This window comes from Nocardiopsis quinghaiensis, assembly GCF_008638365.1.
GTDB classification, from domain to species: Bacteria; Actinomycetota; Actinomycetes; order Streptosporangiales; family Streptosporangiaceae; genus Nocardiopsis; species Nocardiopsis quinghaiensis.
Map to the genome: position 1 here is coordinate 1 of NZ_VWVU01000017.1, position 19188 is coordinate 19188.

The window sequence follows — 19188 nt, forward strand, 5'->3', positions numbered from 1 at the left end:
TGGATCTGGACCCGCTCATCTCGATTCAGTCGCTTCCCTGCCACAACCCTCTCCCCTGACCAGGAACGTTGCAACAAACACTAGAAACCACCCCGTCGAGCACGCCGGTACGGGCAAGATCATCGGGGAGGGGTCATTCGCGCTCTAGGGCCAGGGCGTCGTCCACTCCCGTCTCGTAGTCGCCCAGGAACGTCGGATCCGGCCGCAGCACCACCGTGCCCAGCGCCGCCACCGCCGCCGGGACCTCCCGGAACCACCCGTACACGGTGGCGAAGGTGCGCTCCCGCAGGCTGGAGTCGGCCACGCCCACCGCGTCGATCCCCGCCGCCCGGCACAACCGCACCGCCCGGGGCAGGTGGAAGTCCTGGGTGACCACCGTGGCCTCCTCCACCCCGAACACCTCGTGGGCCCGCACGCACGAGTCCCAGGTGGAGAACCCGGCGTAGTCGCCGACGATCCGCTCCCGCGGAACCCCGGCCGCCACCAGGTAGGCGCTCATCGTGTCGGTCTCGTTGTAGTGCTCGACGCTGTTGTCCCCGGTCACCAGAACGGCGTCCGCCTTCCCGGCGAAGTACAGTCCCGCCGCGGTGTCCAGGCGCCGTGCCAGCAGCAGGCTCGGTTGGCCGTCGGGTCGCACCCCCGCGCCCAGCACCAGTGCCACCGGGCGCTCGGGCACGCTCTCGGCGGTGTGGCGGTGGTCGGAGGTGGAGGAGAGCACCCACAGGAACGGCGCGCACCCCGCCACCATCGCGAACACGGCCAGCAGGGCGAGGCGCCGCGGTCGAGGTCGGCGCCGACGCTTGCCGGAGCCGCTGGAGCCGCTGGAGCCGCTGGAGCCGCTGGAGCCGCTGGAACCGCCGGAGCCGCCGGGATCGTCGGGGTCGCTGGAACCGTCGTCGGGAACGGAGGGCCGGGGGCCGTCGGAGTCTGAGGTCGTCACGCCAGGGAAGACGCCCGGACCCGCTCCGGAGTTCCGGCACGGCACAGGGGAGGTGCCGGAACCCTCCGTCCACCGCCGGCCCGGAGACCGGAAACCGGCTGTTCTCCCGGCGCACGACGCGGCTAGAGTCGCCGCATGTCCTTCCAGCCACAGCACGACGACCTGCCCGCACGGCTCAGGGCCCTCGCCGACCTCATGCCGGGGAACATGCGCGACGGCTCCGGCATGCACGAGTACGACGGGAAGGTCGCCGACATGTCACCGGACGGAGTCCGGGACGCACTGTCCCGCCTCGGCGGCGAACCCCTCGACGACCCGCACGACGAGGCCCACCTGGCCGCCTTCGAGAGCGCGCTCCGCTACGAGCTGGGCGAACTCCTGCTCCACCGCGTCAACCCCCTCTACCACCTGGGCGAACTCGACCTCTCCGGTTACGACCGCGGGTACGCCCCGAGGGTCGACCGAGACGCCGCGCGCACCGCCCACCTGGTCGAGTGGCCGCGTGTGGCCGACAACGCGATCGCGGCCCTGGACCGCGTGCCCGCGCCCGTCGCCGAGGCACTCCTCGGCGCCGTCCGGGGAGTCGCCGACGGACTCCCCGACGACCTGTCCGCCGACGTCCGCGAGGCCGCCCTCGCCGCGCACGCACGGCTGGTCGCCCACATCGAGCGGGCGGCGGAGGAGGGGCCCGAGAGCGCCGGGCTCGGCGCCGAGGCGCTCGGCCGCCTGATGGGCAGCGGTGAGGCCGTCGAGGTGGACCTCGAAGACCTGGCCGCACGCGCCGACGCCGAACGCGACCGTCTGCGGGCACGCCTCGCCGAGGCGGCCGGACGCCTCGCCCCCGGCCGCGACACCATGGAGTTCGTCCGCGAGCTCACCCGTCAGCACCCCGGCGCCGACGGCGTTCTGGACGCCGCCCGCCGCTGGACGGAGCTGGCACTGGAGTTCACCGCCGAGCGTGACCTCGCACCCCACAGCGACGGCGAGTGCCGTGTGGACGTCTCCCCGCCCTCCCAGCGCTGGGCCACCGCGATGATGGCGTGGTCCGGCCCGTGGGAGGCCGACACGCCCTCGTTCTACTTCATCACCCCGCCCGACGCCTCCTGGACCAAGGAGGAGGCCGACGAGTGGCTGGAGATGTTCAGCCACACCACCCTGCCCGCCGTGAGCGTGCACGAGGTCGCCCCGGGCCACTTCTCCCACGGCCGCGCCCTGCGCCGGGCACCCGGACCGGTGCGCCGCGCCCTGCACTCCATGACCTTCGCCGAGGGCTGGGCGCACTACGTGGAGGAGATGTGCGCTGAGGAGGGCTTCGGCGCCTACGCCGCCGAACGCCTGGGCGACGCCGCATGGACCGCCGACCACTACGAGGCCGGCGTGTGGGTGGAGGCGCTCATCCGGGTCACCCGCCTGTCCGTGGCGATCGGTGTGCACAGCGGCACCATGACAGTGGAGGAGGCGGCCGCCCGCTTCGCCGAGGACACGCCGCTGCAGGGGCCCGCGGCCCTGTTCGAGGCGCGCCGCGCCACCTTCGACCCCACCTACGGCCGCTACACCTGGGGAAAGCTGGAGATCCTGCGGCTGAGGGAACAGGCACGTGAGCGCTGGGGCGACGGGTTCACCCTCGCCCGCTTCCACCGGGCGCTGCTCGGCCTGGGCTCCCCGCCGCTCGGCCTCATCGACGCCGTGCTCGACCACGGCTGACCCGGCGGCCCGGGCCGGTGGACCGCCCCCTCCGGCCCGGGCGGCCGCCGGACGGCCCCGCTTCCTCCCGGAGGCGGGGCCCCAGCGCCCGGCCTACTCCGGGGCGGCCGGGCCCGCCGCACCCAGACGGGCGAGCGCGGCGCGTACCCGGCCCCGCGCCGCGCCCAGCGCACGCGAGGCCGAAGCAGCGTCCACGTCGGCCAGCAGCGACACCAGCGCCACCCGGGTGTCGCCCCCCGCAGCGTTCAGCGCCTTCGCGCACACCGCCTCGTCCATCCCCGTGGCCTGCGTCAGGATGGTCACCACCCGGCCGCGCAGCTTGCCGTTGGTGGCGTCCACCCCCACCATCAGATTCGAGTACGTGCGCCCCATCCGCACCATCACCGCGGTGGAGAACGCGTTCAGCGCCAGCTTCTGCGCGGTGCCCGCCTTCATCCGGGTGGACCCGGCGATCACCTCAGCGCCCGTGGACATGCCCACGTGAACGTCCACGCTCCCCGCCAGCGGCGCCCGCGGGTTCGCGCTGATCAGCACCGTCGACGCCGAGCGCTCCCGCGCGGCCTCCAGGGCGCCTCCCACGTACGGGGTCCGGCCGCTGGCGGCCAGCCCCACCACCAGTGAGCCCGGAGCGATCCCGGCCGCGTCGGCGCGCCCCGTCTCCCAGTCGTCCTCGATCCCCTCCACGGCCCGCGCCAGCGCCTCCCCGCCGCCCGCGTGGTGGGACACCACCCAGTCGGCGGGCACGCCGTAGGTCGGCGGCAGCTCGGCGGCGTCCTGGGCGGCGATCCGCCCCGACGTGCCCGCGCCGAAGTAGTGAATGCCCGCACCGGCCTCCAGGGCGGCCACCCCCAGCTCCACGGCCCGCGCCAGCTCCGGCAGGACCGCGCCCACCGCGGCGGGGACCGTGACGTCCTCGGCGTTGATCTGACGCAGTACGTCCAGTGCCGGAAGCAGGTCGATGTCGTGGGTACCGGAGTTGCGGGCCTCGGTGGGCGCGCGCACGATCACGGCCCCGTCGTCCTCCGTCCGTCCGGAGGAGGACGGGGCCCCGTCCTCCCGCGGGGTGTTTCCGCCGTTCGGCGGGGCGTCTCTCCCGCTGTCGTGCACAGCGCTCTCCTGTTCGATCCGCACCCGTGCCGTTCCTTTCCGCCGGTCCGTCGGACGAGCCCGAACGCGTCCGGTCCCGCCGTCGGACGGATCCGGACGGCGGGACCGACGCGTACGGGGTCAGCCGTCGTCTCCGTCCGTGCTCCTGCCACCGGAGCCCTCGCCCCTGCGGCGCCTGCGGTCGTCGCTGATCCGCAGCCCCCGCACCGCCTCGAAGGTGGTCTCCAACGCGGTGCGGCTGTCGGTGTAGCGGCTCTGCGCCAAGCCCACGAACAGGCAGTCCACCACGGTCAGCTGTGCCAGCCTGCTCGCCGTGGCCCCCGAACGGAACGTGGTCTCGCGCGCCGCGGTGGTCAGCACGTGGTCGGCGAACCCGATCGACGAGCGGGGGAAGTTCGTGATGGCGACGGTCCGCGCGCCGCGCCGTCCCGCCTCGGTCAGCGCCTGCACGGTGTCTATGGTCGTGCCGCTGTGGGAGATGCCGACGGCCACGTCGCGCTCGTCCAGCAGCGCCGCGCTGGTGAGCATCACGTGCGCGTCCGACCACGCGAACGAGGTCAACCCGATCCGGTGCAGCTTCTGCTGCAGGTCGGCGCCGACGAACGCGCTCGCGCCCACCCCGTACACGTCGATGCGCCGGGCACCCGCCATCGTGTCGATGACCGTGCGCAGCACCTCCACGTCCAGGGAGGCGCCGGTCTCCTCCACCGCGCGCGCGTCGGTGTAGGCGATCTTCTGGACCACCGTGACGAGGGTGTCGTCGGGGTTGATGTCGCTGGACAGCTCTGGCGAACCGGAGCGTGCGCCGCGCGCCTGACCGGCCTCGGTGGCCAGCGCCAGGCGCAGCTCCCGGTAACCGCTGAAGTCGATGGTGCGGCAGAACCGGATCACCGTGGCCTCGGAGGTGGCGCAGTCCTTGGCGAGCTGGGTGATGGAGGAGGCGGCGGCACGCTCGGGATCGTCGATGACGTGCTGGGCGACCCGCCGCTCGGCGGGTGCGAGGGAGGGCAGGAGCGACCGTATGCGCAGGACGGTCGTGGGAACGGGCGGCGCGGAGACATCCTGCTTGGTCTCCGGCCGGCCGTCCGCAGCCTTCGGAATTTCCGCCATGGAGGAAAGTTTCTTTCGGTCGTGGTGCAGAGTCAACGAGGTGGTGGGAAAAATCGGGAGAATCCAGGATTCCAAGGGACGGCCGCAGCGGCAAGTACCTAAGCCCGATTGCGCTACCCCAGCTCAGACGGCACCCTGGCACCAGGGGGCGCCGCGGTTCACCCGCATCACACACGCCCGCCTCGCAGGGGGGATGGTGCCGTGCCGCTGAGCGACCCGGCAGGGCGGCGCGACGCGGCCGCCGGGGCCGGACACGCCGCCCCCGGGCTCCGTGTCGGACTGCTCGGACAGTTCGGCGTCGAGATGGACGGCGTCCCGCTGCGCCTGCGCGGGGGCAAGCGCCGCGCCATGCTCGCCGCCCTGCTGCTCAGCGCCGGACGTACCGTCACCACCGCCCACCTCATCGAACGCGTCTGGGGGACCCCGCCCTCCCCGTCCGCGCGCAGCGCCCTGCAGGTCCACGTGGTCCGCGCCCGCGCCATCCTGGACCACCACTGCGGCACCCCGCTGATCAGAGGCGGGGACGGCGGCTACCGGATCGACCTCGCCGAGGAGCAGTCCGACCTGCTGCGCTTTCGCTCCCTGGTGCGCAGCGCCGCCGACGCCGCCTCCCGTGGGGACACGGCCGCCCGTGCCGAGCTGTTCGTCCGCGCTCTGGGACTGTGGCGGGGACCGGTCCTGGCCGACGTCGCCAGCCCCGTCCTGCACGAGCGCGACGTCGCGCCCCTGAACGGGGAGCTCCTCCGTGCCGCCGAGGAGGGGTTCGGCGCCGCCCTGGCCCACGGCGACCACGAGCGGGTGGCCGACCGGATCGGCCCCATCGCCACCGACCACCCCGAGCGCGAACCCCTCGTCCGCGTCCAGATGGTCGCCCTCTACCGGGCCGGCCGCCCCAGCGAAGCGCTGCGCGTGTACGCCCGCACCCGCGACGTCCTGGCCGAGCGCCTCGGGGCGGATCCGGGGCGCGAGCTCCAGGAGACCTTCCACGGCGTCCTGCGCGGAGACCTCGACCGCGCCCGTGTCCCGCACCAGCGCGCCCCGGCCGAACTGCCCGCCGCGCCCGCCGCCCTGGTGGGACGCGAGGAGGCCGTGGCCGAGCTGGACCGGCTGGTCGACCCTCGGGGCGCCGCCCCCGGCAGTGTCCTGGTGCGCGGTCCCGCCGGTGCGGGCGCCAGCGCCCTCGCCCTGAGCTGGGCGCACGCGGTCGCCCCGTACTTTCCCGACGGACAGCTCTACGTCGACCTGCGCGGCGGCGACGGCACCCCGCGCGATCCCGTCGAGGTGCTGCGCCGCCTGGTGCGCTCCCTGTCCTCCCGCGCACACGACGTCCCCGCCATGGACGCCGAGGAGGCGGCCGCGCGGGTCCGCACGCTCCTGGCGCACCGGCGCGTCCTGCTGGTCCTGGACAACGCGGCCTCCTCCTTCCAGGTGCGCCCCCTGCTGCCCGGCGGGACCGGCTGCGCGGCGGTGGTCACCAGCCGGTACTGGCTGACCGACCTGCTGGTACGCGACGGCCTGCGGGCCGTACCGGTGGGGCCGCTGCCCCCGGACGCCGCGGTGGAGCTGCTGCGCGCGCACGCGGGCCCGGGCCGCTGCGCGGAACCGGTGCTCCGCCGCATCGCCCACCAGGCAGGACTCCTGCCCCTGCCGCTGCGGATGGCGGCGGTCTGGCTCGACACCCACCCGCGCCGGTCCGCGACCGACCTGGTGCGGCTCCTGGAGGGGGTGGACCCGGCACGTGGAGGCGCTCCCACGGCTCGTATGGCCGCCGTGCTGCGTGCCGGGCCCGAGGAGGGCCGACACGGCCGCGGGGAAGTACCGGCCGTATCCCGTCCTCCTGGCACGAGTGTCGGCCAGGGGTCTTACGTTCGGCTTTCACCCGGATGAGGAGCGGTGACATGCCCGAGCGCCCCCGCGCGCGGGACCGGGACGAGGGGCGGGCGGTGTGAGCGAGAGGATGGCCTGCCCCGATCGCCCCCGCGCGCGAGGGACGAGGGATACGGCTCCCTCTGACGCGGATGCCCGCGCATTCTCACTACAAGGTCATGAAATCGGTCGGATCTACCTACGGGGGTGCTCATCACCCACAGGAGTCGCTAGTGTCAACCCCATGACACAGAACAACGATCCCAACATGGACCCGGCGGGCAACACCCAGCACTTCCGCCGCTTCGTCGACGAGAACCCGGAGCCCGAGGAGCCCGCGCGCCGCCCGATCCTGCCGATCCTGCTCGCGGCCGTCGGCGTGGTCCTGGTCATCGCCGTGATCGTCGCGCTGTTCCTGGCCTTCGCCTAGGCCTCCTCCCAGGGAGGTCCTCTCCCGGAAGGAGAACGCGCGGCATGGGACCGGCTTCCCGGCCGGCCCGAAGCGGTTCGCGGCTACCTCGTGGTCCTGCTAGAGTTAACGACGTCGCCAGGTACGGCCCACGGGGCCGACACCGGCGAGCGGCGGGCGCCATTAGCTCAGTTGGTTAGAGCAGCTGACTCTTAATCAGCGGGTCCGGGGTTCGAGTCCCTGATGGCGCACAGCGGGAAGGCCCCGGGAGAGGACATCCTCCTCTCCCGGGGCCTTCTTCGTGTCCGCCCCGCCGCGAGCCCCCGGTGGTGCGGGGGCGTCCCCGGTGGCGTGCCCCACATCGGGTGCTTCGCGGCATCGGTGGCTCCACGGTTCGGGTAGAGTGACACCGTTGCCGCCGGCGAGCAGCCGTGCGGTGAACGACAGGCGTCATTAGCTCAGTTGGTCAGAGCAGCTGACTCTTAATCAGCGGGTCCGGGGTTCGAGTCCCTGATGACGCACACGAGGCGAAGGCCCCGGTCGATCGGACCGGGGCCTTCGTGCTGTCCGGACGTATTCCGCTGGAAATCTCCTCCGAGTCCTTTGTCCCACCCCGTTACCCAGCGCATTTCGGCGGGAGCATTCTGTTTCCTTTTCGGAGGGGGAGGAACGGGGTCCCGCGCATGCGGGGCGGTTGCCCTCCGTGACGTCCGGAAGGGAGGTGTGCCGCGGCGCGTAAAGTGTCGTAGCCGTGTGGTGTGCTGATTCGCGCCACGGAGGCGGGGCCCGAGCGGGTCCTGGCACGGTGAGTGACTGCGGCGTCGCATTTCGCATTCCGTGAATGAGATTGACATAAACCCCCGAATGGTGAACCGTTACCTTTCCGCCACCCCCACCTCATGCAGGTGGCAATCCCCATGCATAACTTCCGGAGTATTCTCATGTCTTCTGTCTCCCCCGTCCTGCGCACCGTCGGTGTGTCGGTGCTCGCCGCCGGTGCCGCGTTCTCCCTCAGCGGCTGCGGTGTCCTCCTGTCCGCTCTCGGCGGCGGCAACGTGATGGAACTCAACGTCGGCGAATGCTTCAGCGAGGCCGAGATGAACGCCGCGCTCGGGAGTGAGGAGGAGGTCAGTGACGTCCCGCTGATCGACTGCGCCGAGGAGCACGACTCCGAGTTCTTCTTCTCCCACGAGATGACGGGGGACGAGTTCCCGGGCGCTGCCGCGATCAGCACCGAGGCGGAGGAGGTCTGCTACGGGGACAACTTCACCGACTTCGTCGGGGTCTCCTATGAGGAGTCGGAGATCTTCGCCGCCTACCTCGCCCCGACCTCGCAGACCTGGGACCAGCTGAACGACCGCGAGATCCTCTGCTACGTCACCACCGTCGCGTCCGGCGAGACCGGCGAGCCGGTCACCGGCACCCTGGAGGGCGCGAACCGCTGACCGCGGGTCGTCCGGCCCGGCGAAAGGCCCTGCCCCGCCTCGGTTCTCCCTGTTCCCCCGCACCCCACACCTGCGGCGACGCATGACGCGTCGTGCCCGGGACGCACGGGAGGACCTGATTCGTCCGGGCCCCGGGTGAAACCTTCTCCGTGCCCCGTGCATCTGGAACAGGTGTCGCCGACGTTGTCCCCCGAGTCGGCCTGAGTACCCCAGCGATCCAGTGGAGTCCCCATGTTGTCCGAAACGCGTCGTCCGCTGCGTGCCCCGTGCATCTGGAACAGGTGTCGCCGACGTTGTCCCCCGAGTCGGCCTGAGTACCCCAGCGATCCAGTGGAGTCCCCATGTTGTCCGAAACGCGTCGTCCGCTGATCGGCCGTGTCGCCCCCGGAGCCCTGGCCGTCGGCGCTGCCCTGGCACTCACGGCGTGTGGTCCCCTGCCCCTGCTGCCCCCCGCCTTCACCGACGCCGGGGAGACGGTCTCGCCGGAGCCCGTGGACACCGGGACGCCGACCGAGCCCGTGGAGACCGAGCCCGTCGAGCCCGTGGAGACCGAGCCCGCCGAGCCCGTCGGCCCCGAGGACACCGACGTCTTCTCGTTCTTCGTCGGCGACTGCGTCAACGAGATCACCGCCGAGGGCGAGTTCTCGGAGGCGCCCAAGATCGACTGCTCCGAGCCGCACGACCAGGAGGTCTACCACTCGGAGGACCTCCGGGAGAGCGGTGCCTACCCGGGCCTCGACCAGGTCTCCGCGATGGCCGATGACGTGTGCCACGCCGCGTTCGAGGGCTTCGTCGGTACCGCCCCTGAGGGCTCCGGCCTCGGTTTCACCCCCTGGTTCCCCACCGAGGAGGGCTGGACCGGCTACGACGACCGAGAGGTCCTCTGCCTGGTCTTCGACCCGGCCGGCCAGACCACCGGCACGCTGGCCGGTTCCGCGCTCTAGACTCCCTCCCACGGGCGGCGGCCCGCACCACCGGAAGCCGGTCGGTGCGGGCCGCCGTTGTCCGCGGGGCTCAGATCCCCAGACCGCTCGGACCGGTCGTGTTCCTCAGGCGCACGAGCTCCTCGGCGTCCAACTCCGGTTCGGTCTCCGTCAGGACCTCCGGAGTCACCTCCGCCGGGGGGCGCCCCTGGCAGGTGAGGTCCTCGGGACCCTTCCCGTCCACCAGGTAGGCGTCCACCGCTTCGGTCACGCAGTCCAGGCCCTCGGGGACGTAGAAGCCGTGGCCACCGGAACCGGCGACGGTGAGCAGGGCACTGTCCAACCGCTCGGCCATGGCCACACCGCCCTCGTAGTAGGTGTTGGCGTCGAACTCACCGGCGATGACCAGGGCCTCGGAGTAGCCGTCGCGCTCCAGCTCGACCGGGGGCTCGGGCCGGTCGAGGGTGCTGAAGGTGCACGGCTGGGGAACGGCCCAGTAGGCGCCGCTGCCGTACGGGTGCTCCTCCCGGTACTCCCGCGCGTCCGCGTGGTACTGGCTGACGCGGGTGGGCCACTCCGCCTCGCACAGCACCGCCGTCTGGAGGCCGACGGTGGAGATTTCGCGCTCGACGGGAGCGAAGAGGCTGATGGACGCGAACCCCTCGGGTACGGGCTGGTCGTTGACGAAGAAACCCAGGTAGGTGGCGAGGAAGTTCCAGGAGGCCTGGAAGCGGGAGTGGTAGCCCACCTCCATGTCGAACATGTGGTTGTCGTAGAGCTCCACTGCGGGATGACTCCGACTCGGCTCCTCACGCAGCCGCTCGGAGGTCGCGTCGATGGTCGCGTACACCTCCTCCTGGGTCGCCCCGAAGCCGAAGGTGTCGTCGTGCTCCGCGAGCCACGCGGTGTACCGGTCCATGTTGGCGCTGTAGGCGGGCGCCTGTTCCAGGAAGGCGTCGCGCCAGATGCCGTCGGGGGACACCGCCGAGTCCAGGACGCTGCGGTCCAGCCGCTCGGGGAACAGGCTGCCGTAGACCGCGCCCAGGTAGGTGCCGTAGGAGTAGCCCAGGTAGTTGGTCTGCTCCTCGCCCAGCGCGGCCCGGATGACGTCCATGTCCCGGGCGGTGTCGGCGGTGGTCATGTGCGTGAGCAGGTCACCGTACTCCTGCTCGCAGGAGCGCTGGTAGTTGATCGCGGCCCGGGTGGCCCCGGAGATCTCCTCGTCGTTCGGGCGCGGGTACAGGGGCGGGGGCAGGGTGTCGCAGACGATCCGGGGTGAGGAGCCGCCGGTGCCGCGCGGGTCCATGCCGATGACGTCGTACACCTCGGAGGCCCGCGAACCGCCGAGGAACCCGGTGCCCGTCTGCGGGTCCAGCGGGAGGGGCATGTAGCGCCCGTGCCCGCCCGGTCCCCCGGGGTTGGTGAGCAGGATGCCGCGCCGCCGGTCGGGGTCGCTCGCCCTCGCACGGCTGATGGCCACGGTGACGCGCTCACCGCCGGGGTCGGAGTAGTCGAGCGGGACCTCGACGCCGGCGCACTCCAGGCCCTGGAGCGCCTCCTCCGTACAGGGCGCCCACGCGAGTTCCTGTTCGTGGAACCCGGCGAGGGCGGATTCGTCGGCGGGGGAGTCCGGGGGGTCGGCGGCGGCCGGGGAGGCCGCCGCGAGGGATACGGCCAGGGCTGTCACGAGGACACCCGAAGCCATGGGGATCACGCGTGCTGTGCGCACGTGGGTCGCCTCCGCGATCTCGGCCCGTTCGGGGAACGGGGACGTGTGCATCGGAGCAGCAAACGTACGAATCACCCGTGCGAGCACAACACCAACAAAAGTCATGTATGTGCGGAGGTGGCCGGATGCGGCCAAGCACTGGCAGCTTTATGTGATGGTTTATCGATTTTTGTTCTTTTTGTGATGCCGATCCTGTCGCGCGCAGGATGCCGTTTGGTCACGGGGGTGGCGTGGGCCACAGAAGGCGGGCTACCGTGCTCTTCTATTAGGAAACTTTACTAATAGAAACGTGGTTCCCCCAGCCGTACCTCCCGAAGGAGCCCCGTGGCCACCGAAATCGCGGCCTCCCCGCCACCGCCGGAAGCCGGGAACGCCCCGTCGGCCCGCGCCGACGCCCGCGAGCCCCTACCGCTGCGGATCTGGCGACACCACGCGCTCGTCAAGGTCCGCAAGGCCGTCGTCGTGGTGTTCGTCGTCGCCAACGTGACCTTCTTCCTCGGCCGCGCCATGCCGGGCGACCCGATCGACGTGATGGCCGGGCGCCTCACCCAGGGCGGCATGACGATCGAGGAGGCCCGCGCCATCGCGGCGAGCTCGTTGGCCTACGATCCCGACGCCCCCCTGTACCAGCAGTGGTGGGACTTCCTCGTCGGCCTGGCCACCCTCGACATGGGCATGACCATCAACCGGCCGGGCCAGAGCGTCATGGAGGCCATCGGCGCCTACCTGCCCTGGACGCTGTTCAGCATCGGCGTCGGCACCGTCATCGCCATCTCCCTCGGGCTGGCCCTGGGCATGGTGATGGCCTACCGGCGCAACCGCTTCCTGGACCACGTGTTCAGCGTCCTCGCCTCGGTCCTGGGGGCCGTCCCCAACTACCTCATCGCGATGGTCCTGGTCGTGGGCGGCGGCATGTACCTGGAGTGGTTCAACCCCATCGACCTGCGCGGCACGATCAGTCCGGGTGTCGCCCCCGGCCCCACGGCGGAGTTCGTCGGCGACGCCCTCTACCACGCGGCCCTGCCGATCCTCACCTACGTGCTCGCCATCATCGGCACGTGGATGCTCATCATGAAGGCCTCCACCACCGAGGTGCTCAGCGAGGACTACGTCACCGTCGCGTACGCCCGGGGCCTGCACGACCGCCGCATCGCCCTCTCCTACGTCGGACGCAACGCGGTCCTGCCCCTGGTCGCCCAGATCGCGATCTCCTTCGGCACCCTCGTCGGCGGCGCGATCTTCGTCGAGCAGGTCCTGGTCTACAAGGGCGTCGGCGGCCTGCTCCTGGACGCGGTCAACTACCGCGACTACCCGCTCCTGCAGGGACTGCTCGTCATCATCACCTCGTGCGTGGTGATCGCCAACCTCGCCGCCGACCTGCTCTACAGCCGCCTCGACCCGCGCATCCGGAACTAGGGCGTGTCCGGCGGACACGCCCCGGGGCCCACTCCGCGGACACCGGACCCGCCGGGTGACGCTCGCGGAACAGACCCCGAGGAGCCCCTCACATGACAGCCACCACCACCGCCCCCGCAGCCGGGGTCTGGGGAGCCATCTGGCAGGGCGTCACCCGCAGCACGAGCGGGTTCGTCGGCCTGTGCCTCGTCCTCAGCGTCCTGGCCTTCTCCTTCGTCGGACCGTTCCTCGTCGATTCCCACAACCCCACGGACGTCACCAGCATCTGGGGTCCGATCAGCGCCGAGCACTGGCTCGGGACCAACCACGAGGGCAAGGACACCTTCGTCCAGCTCGTGCTGGGCGGACGCGAGCCCATCTGGGTCGGCTTCGTCGCCGCCCTGATCACCGTGGCCATCGCCGTCGTCCTCGGCGGCGTCGCCGGGTACGTCCGCGGGCGCGTCGACCACTTCCTGCTCCAGGTCACCGACATCACGATGACCATCCCCTTCATCGTGCTGATGCTGGTCATCGCGTCGTTCTACCGCACCGCCTCACCGCTGACGGTCTCGCTCATCATCGGCCTGGTCACCTGGCCCTACCTCATGCGCTCCATCCGCGCCCAGGTGCTCACCCTCAAGGAACGCGAGTTCGTCGAGGCCGCCCGCATCCAGGACCTGGGCACCGCGCGCATCCTCTTCGTCGAGGTGCTGCCCAACATGGCGGGCTACGTCTTCATCAACTTCATCATCGCCGTCACCAACGCGATCTACGCGGTGGTCGGCATGTACCTGCTCGGACTGCTGCCCAGCACCGCCGACAACTGGGGCCTGATGATCCAGCAGGCCTGGGACAACAACGCCTTCCTGCTGCCCCGGGCCGCGCCCTTCCTCATCGCCCCGATGGTGATGATCATGCTCTTCCAGATCGGCCTGGTCACCATGACCCGGTCCCTGGAGCAGGCCCTCAACCCACGACTCCGGGACAGGTGAGCCACGTGACCGACCATCCCGCCGCCCCACCCGCCGAGAGGGCGCTGCTCTCCGTACGCGGTGTCGACGTCGGCTACCGCACCGGCCGCAGGAGCCGGGTCACCGCGGTCCGCGACGTCTCCTTCGACCTCTACCCCGGCCAGTCCATGGCCCTGGTGGGGGAGTCCGGCTGCGGCAAGACCACCCTGGGCCTGGGCCTTCTCCGGCTGCTGCCGCGCAACGGTGTCGTCTCCGCCGGGGAGATCCTCTTCCGCCGCAAGGACGGCCGCCTCGTCGACGTGCGCTCCCTGGCCCGCGAGGAGCTGCGCCGCTTCCGCTGGAGCGAGGCCGCCATGGTCTTCCAGGGCGCCATGAACGCCTTCAACCCCGTGCTCAGGGTGCGCGACCACTTCCTGGACACCTTCCGAGCCCACGCCGGCGGCCGCCGCCCCCGTGCGCAGCTCCTCGAACACTCCGCCGAGCTGCTCCGGATGGTCCGGCTCGACCCCGTCCGGGTACTGGACAGCTTCCCGCACGAGCTCTCCGGCGGCATGCGCCAGCGCACCCTCATCGCGCTCGCCCTGGCCCTGGAACCGCAACTGCTCATCCTGGACGAGCCCACCACGGCGCTGGACATCCTCACCCAGCGCTCCATCGTCGAGCGCCTGGCCGAACTGCGCGAGGAACTGCGCTTCGCGATGGTCTTCATCACCCACGACCTGGGGCTGGCCGCCGAACTCGCCGACCGGGTCGGCACCATGTACGCGGGCCGGATGGTCGAGACCGGCACCACCCGCGACATCTTCCACCGCGCCCGGCACCCCTACACCTCGGCGCTGATCAACTCGGTGCCCCCGGTCACGGGCGACCTGAGGATCCCCGAGTCCCTGCCCGGCGGTCCCCCCGGCATCGGAGCCCTGCCTCCCGGATGCTCCTTCGCGCCGCGCTGCGCGCACGCCGTCGATCGGTGCGCCTCCACCCGGCCCGCACTCGACGTGCTCAGGACCCGCCCCGAGGGCATGAGCCACGCCGCCGCCTGCCTGCGTTCCCACGAACTCTTCGCCGAGGGGGTCACCCGTGATTGACCGGACCGTCCCAGCCGACCAGCAGCCCGCCCCCGGACCCCCCTCCGCTCCCGACCCGGGCACCGGGGACGCCGTGCTCAGCCTCCGGGGCGTGCACCAGGTGTTCCCCACCCCGCGCGGTGACGTGTCCGCCGTCTCCGGGATCGACCTGGACGTGCGCCCCGGACGGGTGCTTTGCCTGGTGGGGGAGTCCGGCTGCGGCAAGACCACCAGCGCCCGCGTGGCCGCGGGGCTGGCCGCCCCCACCCGCGGCTCGGTGTCCTTCCGGAGCGGGGACGTCGCCGCGATGGACGGGAAGGAGCGCGCCCGCTTCCGCCGCTCGGTCCAGTACATCCACCAGGACCCCTACGCCTCCCTCAACCCCGTGCGCACCGTCTACTCGACCGTCTCGGCCGGGCTGCGCCGCCACAAGCTGGTCCGGGACCGCCGCGAGGCCCGGCGCGCCACCGCCGAACTGCTGGAGAGGGTCGACCTCACCCCCGCCGGGGACTACCTCGACAAGTACCCCCACCAGATGTCCGGCGGCCAGCGCCAGCGCGTCGCCATCGCCCGGGCCCTGGCGATGGAACCCGAGGTGATCATCGCCGACGAGTCCACCTCGATGCTGGACGTGTCCATCCGGGTCAGCCTGCTCAACACCCTCGGCGGGCTGCGCGACGAGCTCGGCGTCGGCTTCCTGTTCATCACCCACGACCTGGCCGTGGCCAAGTACTTCGCCTGGGACGGCGAGATCGCCGTCATGTACCTGGGCAGGATCGTCGAGCACGGATCCACTCCGCGCGTGGTCAACGATCCCCGGCACCCCTACACCCGCGCGCTCGTCTCCGCGGTGTGCGAACCCGACCCCGACCTCGCCCGGACCCGCGACCGCGTCAGGCTGCGCGGCGCCGACATCCCCGATCTGACCGACCTGCCGCCCGGGTGCGACTTCCACCCGCGCTGCCCGCTCTACGAACAGGGTGACTGCGACACCGTCCGGCCCCCGCTGGTACCCGGTCACGACCGGCTGCTCGCCTGCCACGTCGTCGGCGGGGGGTGAGGGGTGCTCCTCGTCGTCGGCCGCTTCGGGCTCCTCGCCGGAGCCTTCCTCACCCTGGCCAGCGCCCTCACGACAGTTCTCACTCCCCCCGGCACAGCCGAGTCCGTCATCAGCGCCCTCACCGTCGTGATCGGCCTGGTGGTGTTCTCCCTCGGTCTGCTCGCCGTCCTACTGGAAAGGAAGCGTCAATGACCTCCACCCCCCACCCCCTGATGCGCGGCCTGAGCCGCAGGCGCCTGCTCCGAGCGGTCGGCTTCGGCGCGGCGGGCGCGGCCGGAGCCGGTCTGCTGTCGTCCTGCGCGGGCGGCGACACGGGCTCCGGCGGGGCCCGCCAGTTCACCGGCGTCTTCGACTTCGACCTGGACGCCCAGACGCGCAACGTGGCCGTGGAGGACGGCGCGCTGCTGATGAACTCCGTCTACGCCGACCTCTTCCTGCCCGCCGGCGCGTTCTACAACTGGGAGACCCACGAGTGGGACTACCTGCTCCTGGAGAGCAGCGTCTGGGAGGGCGACGACCTCATCGTGACCCTGCGCCCGGGCCTGAAGTGGAGCGACGGCACCGACCTGACGGCGGAGGACCTGCACCAGAACTACGCCATCCGGGTCCTGGAGGCACCCGCGTGGTCGGTGGGCTTCCCGCAGGTCACCGAGCTGGAGCAGCTGGACGGCCTCAGCGTCCGCGCACGCTTCGACAACCCGTTCCCCGGTATCGAGCTCCAGGTCGTCAAGCACCGCATCTTCTCCAAGTCCACCTACGGGGACTTCGGCGAGCGCGCGATCGCCATGGTGGCCGACGGGGTCCGCCAGGGCGACGACGAGCACACCGTGTTCAACGCCGAGTTCATCGAGTTCAACCCCGAGAACATCATCACCAGCGGCCCCTACAAGTTCGACCGGGCCCAGATGTCCGACGCCCGGATCACGCTGGTGCGTGACGAGACCGGCTACCAGGGCGCGCAGGTCGGCTTCGACGAGGTGGTCGTCCACAAGGGCGACAACCGCCAGGCCTCCCTGCTGGTGCAGCAGGGCGAGGTCGACTACTCGACCCTGGCCACCTCCGCGGCCGACCAGCAGGCCTTCCAGGGCGTGGAGGGGTTCCGCTGGATCGAGCACCCGGGCTACGACGGCTGCGGCCTGATGTTCAACTACGAGGCCAAGCCCGAACTGAGGGACGTGCGGGTGCGCAAGGCGCTCAAGCACATCCTCGACAGCGACCAGATCGGCCAGGTGGCGCGTGGTGAGGCCTACAGCCGGGTCGACTACTACGCCGGGCTGGTCGACCTCCAGGCCGAACAGATCTTCACCGCCGACGAGCTCGCGGAGTTCGAGACCTACGACCAGGACCTGGAACGGGCCGCCGAACTGCTGGAGGAGGCGGGCTGGACCAAGGAGGACGGGATCTGGCACACCTCGGATGGGGAGGAGGCCGGCTACGAGATCATCGGCGTCGCGGGCTGGGGCGACTTCGAGTTGACCGCCACCCAGGTCGAGGAGGCCTGGAACGGCTTCGGCATCAGGACCACCGCCCGCAACGTGCCCGCGGACAACCCGTGGGGTATCTGGGCGGCCGGGGACTTCGAGGTGGCCGTGCGCCACTGGGGCAACCCGGAGATCCCCAGCTACTGGGGCGCCTTCCAGATGAACTACCTCGTGGAGAACGCGGGCACCGACGACTCCCCGGGCCAGTCCTTCGACCTGCGGGTGGAGAGCCCCAGCCAGGGGGAGGTGGACCTGGCCGAGCTCGTCGAGACCGCCAAGACGGCGCGGAGCGAGGAGGAGCAGACCGAGGCCCTGAAGACGATGGCCATCGTCTTCAACGAACTGTTGCCGCGTATCCCGATCTGGACGTACAAGTACCTGGCACCGGCCCTGGAGGGGGCCCGGGTGGAGTCCTTTCCCGAGGAGCACCCCGCCGACCAGAACCAGATCTACATGGACAACCACATCATGCTGGCACTGATCCGGGGCGGCCTGAAGCCGGTCGAGTAGTACGCGGGCGGAAACGGTCGCCGACCAGGGACGTTTCCCCATGTGAGGGGCGGGGCCGCATGGCCTCGCCCCTTCCCTTCTTGTGCGCGCTCTCTCCTTTCGCCGGAACAGCGCCCGTTCATATCGGTGGGGGATGTGGGCAGGTATTCCCTGCCGCATCACGCGGACTGGGGGCGGCCACCGTCCGTTTCGGCGGAAAAGCCTCCCCCCTGGAACTCCCGAATCCGTCCCCGGTGGTGCGGAAACGCCGTGTCTCCCACCGCCCCGGTGGTTTGTCGGTGCGTCCGATTTCGGTCTGGAAAGGCCGGAGAGTGTGTTGGGTTCCCAGCTCAGCGCTGGTTTCGGAACGCATCGGACACGGCGAGGAGCAGGGGTGGCGGGAAACCGGCGGGAGAACCGCGCCCCCTGCTCCCCGCGACGCCTTCTCCCGTGGGGCCGTCCCCGTGCCCGGGGCCCGGTCCGGACGCGTCCCCGTCCACACGGTGGCCGCGGGTACCGACCACGACAACGCCTGGGCGGCCAGGGGCCACCCGGTCGACGTCATCGCCGCGCGCGAGGGGGCCGGGGCCGCCGGGGCCCAGCGGCAGCGCGGAGACGGTGGTCGTCTGCGGAGCGCCCCCGGATTTCCGGGCCGGCGTGGACCTGCGGTTCCTGTGGACGGGTCTCAAGCGCCTACGGGGGCCGCACTTCGCCTCCCCGAAGCAGTGCCGGATGGTGGTCGGCCTCGCCGGAGGCGGCCGGCTCGTCCCGTGTGTGACAAGAATCGTGGAATTCGACGAGATCGGGGACGCGCACCAGCCGATCCGGGACGACGCACGGCCGTCGGAAAACATGTTCGCGCTGGTCAACACACATGTCGGACGGGCGGGGTTCGACCTGCAGTACCGGAAGTACGGGTTGCTGACACGAGACCGTAAACAGACACGACTCCATAAAACTCACAAAAGGAGCTGTATACTGGTCTCTCTCGTGAGGGTGTCCGCGCACGTCAGAGGGGTTTCCCCAGATGCTTTGCCGGTGCTTCCCCGATTCGTCTGCCAAGTCCGCCGTCCTTTGTTAGTCTGACGAACCGAACGACGGTTCTCGGTGGAAGTACAGGAATTGTGCGGGACAAGGATGCTTGTCACCGGATGGGGTGTCATGTCCGTCTGGTCCCCGCCCGCGCGGGGGCGCGCAGTCCCCGCAGAGGCGTTCCCCCGGCGTACGGGGCTCCCGGCTGCCACGGGCCCCGCCGCGGTCCCCGAGAAGGCCACCGCCACCTCCCAGGTCAGGGCGGTGGTGCGGGACCACCGCCGATCCGCCCACCCGCACACGAGGAGACGAGATTGTGGCAGAGGCGCCGTCGCCGCGAGACAGCTCCGCTCCCCGCCCTCGCGGGGACGGGTCGAGACCATCGGCGGAGGACGGGCAAGGAGCCAGACGAGAGGGCAGGTTTCGCCGGGCCATCTCCCGCATGATCAGGGCCCAGGAACAC

15 protein-coding genes and 2 tRNA genes are annotated in these 19188 nt (G+C 71.2%); 13 read left to right on the forward strand and 4 right to left on the reverse strand.

Annotated features, from left to right (window positions below; genetic code table 11):
• Positions 1-133 precede the first annotated feature (133 nt).
• Positions 134-940: a SanA/YdcF family protein gene (locus FYX01_RS18820; protein ID WP_223830538.1), complete on the reverse strand. Its 807-nt coding sequence runs from the start codon at positions 938-940 to the stop codon at positions 134-136.
• A 135-nt stretch (positions 941-1075) separates the two neighbouring features.
• On the opposite strand from FYX01_RS18820, the gene FYX01_RS18830 reads away from it, so the two are divergent.
• A complete protein-coding gene (locus tag FYX01_RS18830; protein WP_150243221.1) occupies positions 1076-2644 on the forward strand; it encodes a DUF885 family protein in 1569 nt (522 codons plus the stop codon).
• 93 nt (positions 2645-2737) lie between these two features.
• Here the strand turns inward: FYX01_RS18830 and FYX01_RS18835 are convergent, their stop codons facing one another.
• Both FYX01_RS18835 and FYX01_RS18840 read right to left on the reverse strand, forming a co-directional pair.
• The gene (locus FYX01_RS18835; protein ID WP_150243223.1) at positions 2738-3775 is read right to left on the reverse strand and encodes an N-acetylmuramic acid 6-phosphate etherase; all 1038 of its coding nucleotides are present in this window, start codon (positions 3773-3775) and stop codon (positions 2738-2740) included.
• 96 nt (positions 3776-3871) lie between these two features.
• Complete coding sequence (locus tag FYX01_RS18840) at positions 3872-4861, reverse strand: MurR/RpiR family transcriptional regulator (RefSeq protein ID WP_150243225.1); 990 nt, start codon at positions 4859-4861, stop codon at positions 3872-3874.
• Positions 4862-5062: 201 nt separating this feature from the next.
• Here FYX01_RS18840 and FYX01_RS18845 point away from each other — a divergent pair, with 201 nt between their 5' ends.
• From FYX01_RS18845 to FYX01_RS18870, 6 genes are all read left to right on the forward strand, one after another.
• The gene (locus tag FYX01_RS18845) at positions 5063-6748 is read left to right on the forward strand and encodes an AfsR/SARP family transcriptional regulator (protein WP_394350485.1); all 1686 of its coding nucleotides are present in this window, start codon (positions 5063-5065) and stop codon (positions 6746-6748) included.
• Positions 6749-6971: 223 nt separating this feature from the next.
• On the forward strand, positions 6972-7157 hold the full coding sequence (locus FYX01_RS18850) for a hypothetical protein (RefSeq protein WP_150243227.1): 186 nt from the start codon (positions 6972-6974) through the stop codon (positions 7155-7157).
• Positions 7158-7313: 156 nt separating this feature from the next.
• A tRNA-Lys gene (locus FYX01_RS18855) sits at positions 7314-7387 on the forward strand.
• 196 nt (positions 7388-7583) lie between these two features.
• Positions 7584-7657: transfer RNA gene (locus FYX01_RS18860), tRNA-Lys, on the forward strand.
• 420 nt (positions 7658-8077) lie between these two features.
• Positions 8078-8581 (forward strand): septum formation family protein, encoded by a 504-nt coding sequence (locus tag FYX01_RS18865; RefSeq protein ID WP_150243228.1) that lies wholly within the window; start codon positions 8078-8080, stop codon positions 8579-8581.
• Positions 8582-8922: 341 nt separating this feature from the next.
• Complete coding sequence (locus FYX01_RS18870) at positions 8923-9525, forward strand: septum formation family protein (RefSeq protein WP_150243230.1); 603 nt, start codon at positions 8923-8925, stop codon at positions 9523-9525.
• Positions 9526-9595: 70 nt separating this feature from the next.
• Here FYX01_RS18870 and FYX01_RS18875 read toward each other — a convergent pair whose 3' ends face one another.
• Positions 9596-11284, reverse strand: coding sequence for an alpha/beta fold hydrolase (locus FYX01_RS18875; RefSeq protein ID WP_223830539.1), 1689 nt, complete (start codon positions 11282-11284; stop codon positions 9596-9598).
• 273 nt (positions 11285-11557) lie between these two features.
• Here FYX01_RS18875 and FYX01_RS18880 point away from each other — a divergent pair, with 273 nt between their 5' ends.
• The 6 genes from FYX01_RS18880 to FYX01_RS18905 all read left to right on the forward strand — a co-directional run bounded on the left by FYX01_RS18880 (position 11558) and on the right by FYX01_RS18905 (position 17714).
• The gene (locus tag FYX01_RS18880; RefSeq protein ID WP_150243232.1) at positions 11558-12649 is read left to right on the forward strand and encodes an ABC transporter permease; all 1092 of its coding nucleotides are present in this window, start codon (positions 11558-11560) and stop codon (positions 12647-12649) included.
• Positions 12650-12741: 92 nt separating this feature from the next.
• The gene (locus FYX01_RS18885; RefSeq protein ID WP_150243234.1) at positions 12742-13620 is read left to right on the forward strand and encodes an ABC transporter permease; all 879 of its coding nucleotides are present in this window, start codon (positions 12742-12744) and stop codon (positions 13618-13620) included.
• A gap of 5 nt (positions 13621-13625) precedes the next feature.
• Complete coding sequence (locus FYX01_RS18890) at positions 13626-14684, forward strand: ABC transporter ATP-binding protein (RefSeq protein ID WP_150243236.1); 1059 nt, start codon at positions 13626-13628, stop codon at positions 14682-14684.
• The gene (locus tag FYX01_RS18895) at positions 14677-15723 is read left to right on the forward strand and encodes an ABC transporter ATP-binding protein (RefSeq protein ID WP_150243238.1); all 1047 of its coding nucleotides are present in this window, start codon (positions 14677-14679) and stop codon (positions 15721-15723) included. The genes FYX01_RS18890 and FYX01_RS18895 overlap by 8 nt, the downstream gene beginning before the upstream one ends.
• A 3-nt stretch (positions 15724-15726) precedes the next feature.
• Positions 15727-15915, forward strand: a complete 189-nt coding sequence (locus FYX01_RS18900) for a hypothetical protein (RefSeq protein WP_150243240.1) — start codon at positions 15727-15729, stop codon at positions 15913-15915.
• Positions 15912-17714 carry an ABC transporter substrate-binding protein gene (locus FYX01_RS18905; protein WP_150243242.1) on the forward strand — a complete coding sequence of 601 codons (1803 nt, stop codon included), beginning with the start codon at positions 15912-15914 and terminating at the stop codon, positions 17712-17714. Before FYX01_RS18900 ends, FYX01_RS18905 begins: the two co-directional genes overlap by 4 nt.
• The last annotated feature ends 1474 nt before the right edge of the window (positions 17715-19188 follow it).

Bases quoted from the DNA above. Each gene is read 5' to 3' on its own strand.
- FYX01_RS18850 (WP_150243227.1), top strand. From the start codon at position 6,972: ATGACACAGAACAACGATCCCAACATGGACCCGGCGGGCAACACCCAG.
- FYX01_RS18865 (WP_150243228.1), top strand. From the start codon at position 8,078: ATGTCTTCTGTCTCCCCCGTCCTGCGCACCGTCGGTGTGTCGGTGCTC.
- FYX01_RS18875 (WP_223830539.1), bottom strand. From the start codon at position 11,284: ATGCACACGTCCCCGTTCCCCGAACGGGCCGAGATCGCGGAGGCGACC.
- FYX01_RS18870 (WP_150243230.1), top strand. From the start codon at position 8,923: ATGTTGTCCGAAACGCGTCGTCCGCTGATCGGCCGTGTCGCCCCCGGA.
- FYX01_RS18905 (WP_150243242.1), top strand. From the start codon at position 15,912: ATGACCTCCACCCCCCACCCCCTGATGCGCGGCCTGAGCCGCAGGCGC.
- FYX01_RS18830 (WP_150243221.1), top strand. From the start codon at position 1,076: ATGTCCTTCCAGCCACAGCACGACGACCTGCCCGCACGGCTCAGGGCC.
- FYX01_RS18885 (WP_150243234.1), top strand. From the start codon at position 12,742: ATGACAGCCACCACCACCGCCCCCGCAGCCGGGGTCTGGGGAGCCATC.
- FYX01_RS18840 (WP_150243225.1), bottom strand. From the start codon at position 4,861: ATGGCGGAAATTCCGAAGGCTGCGGACGGCCGGCCGGAGACCAAGCAG.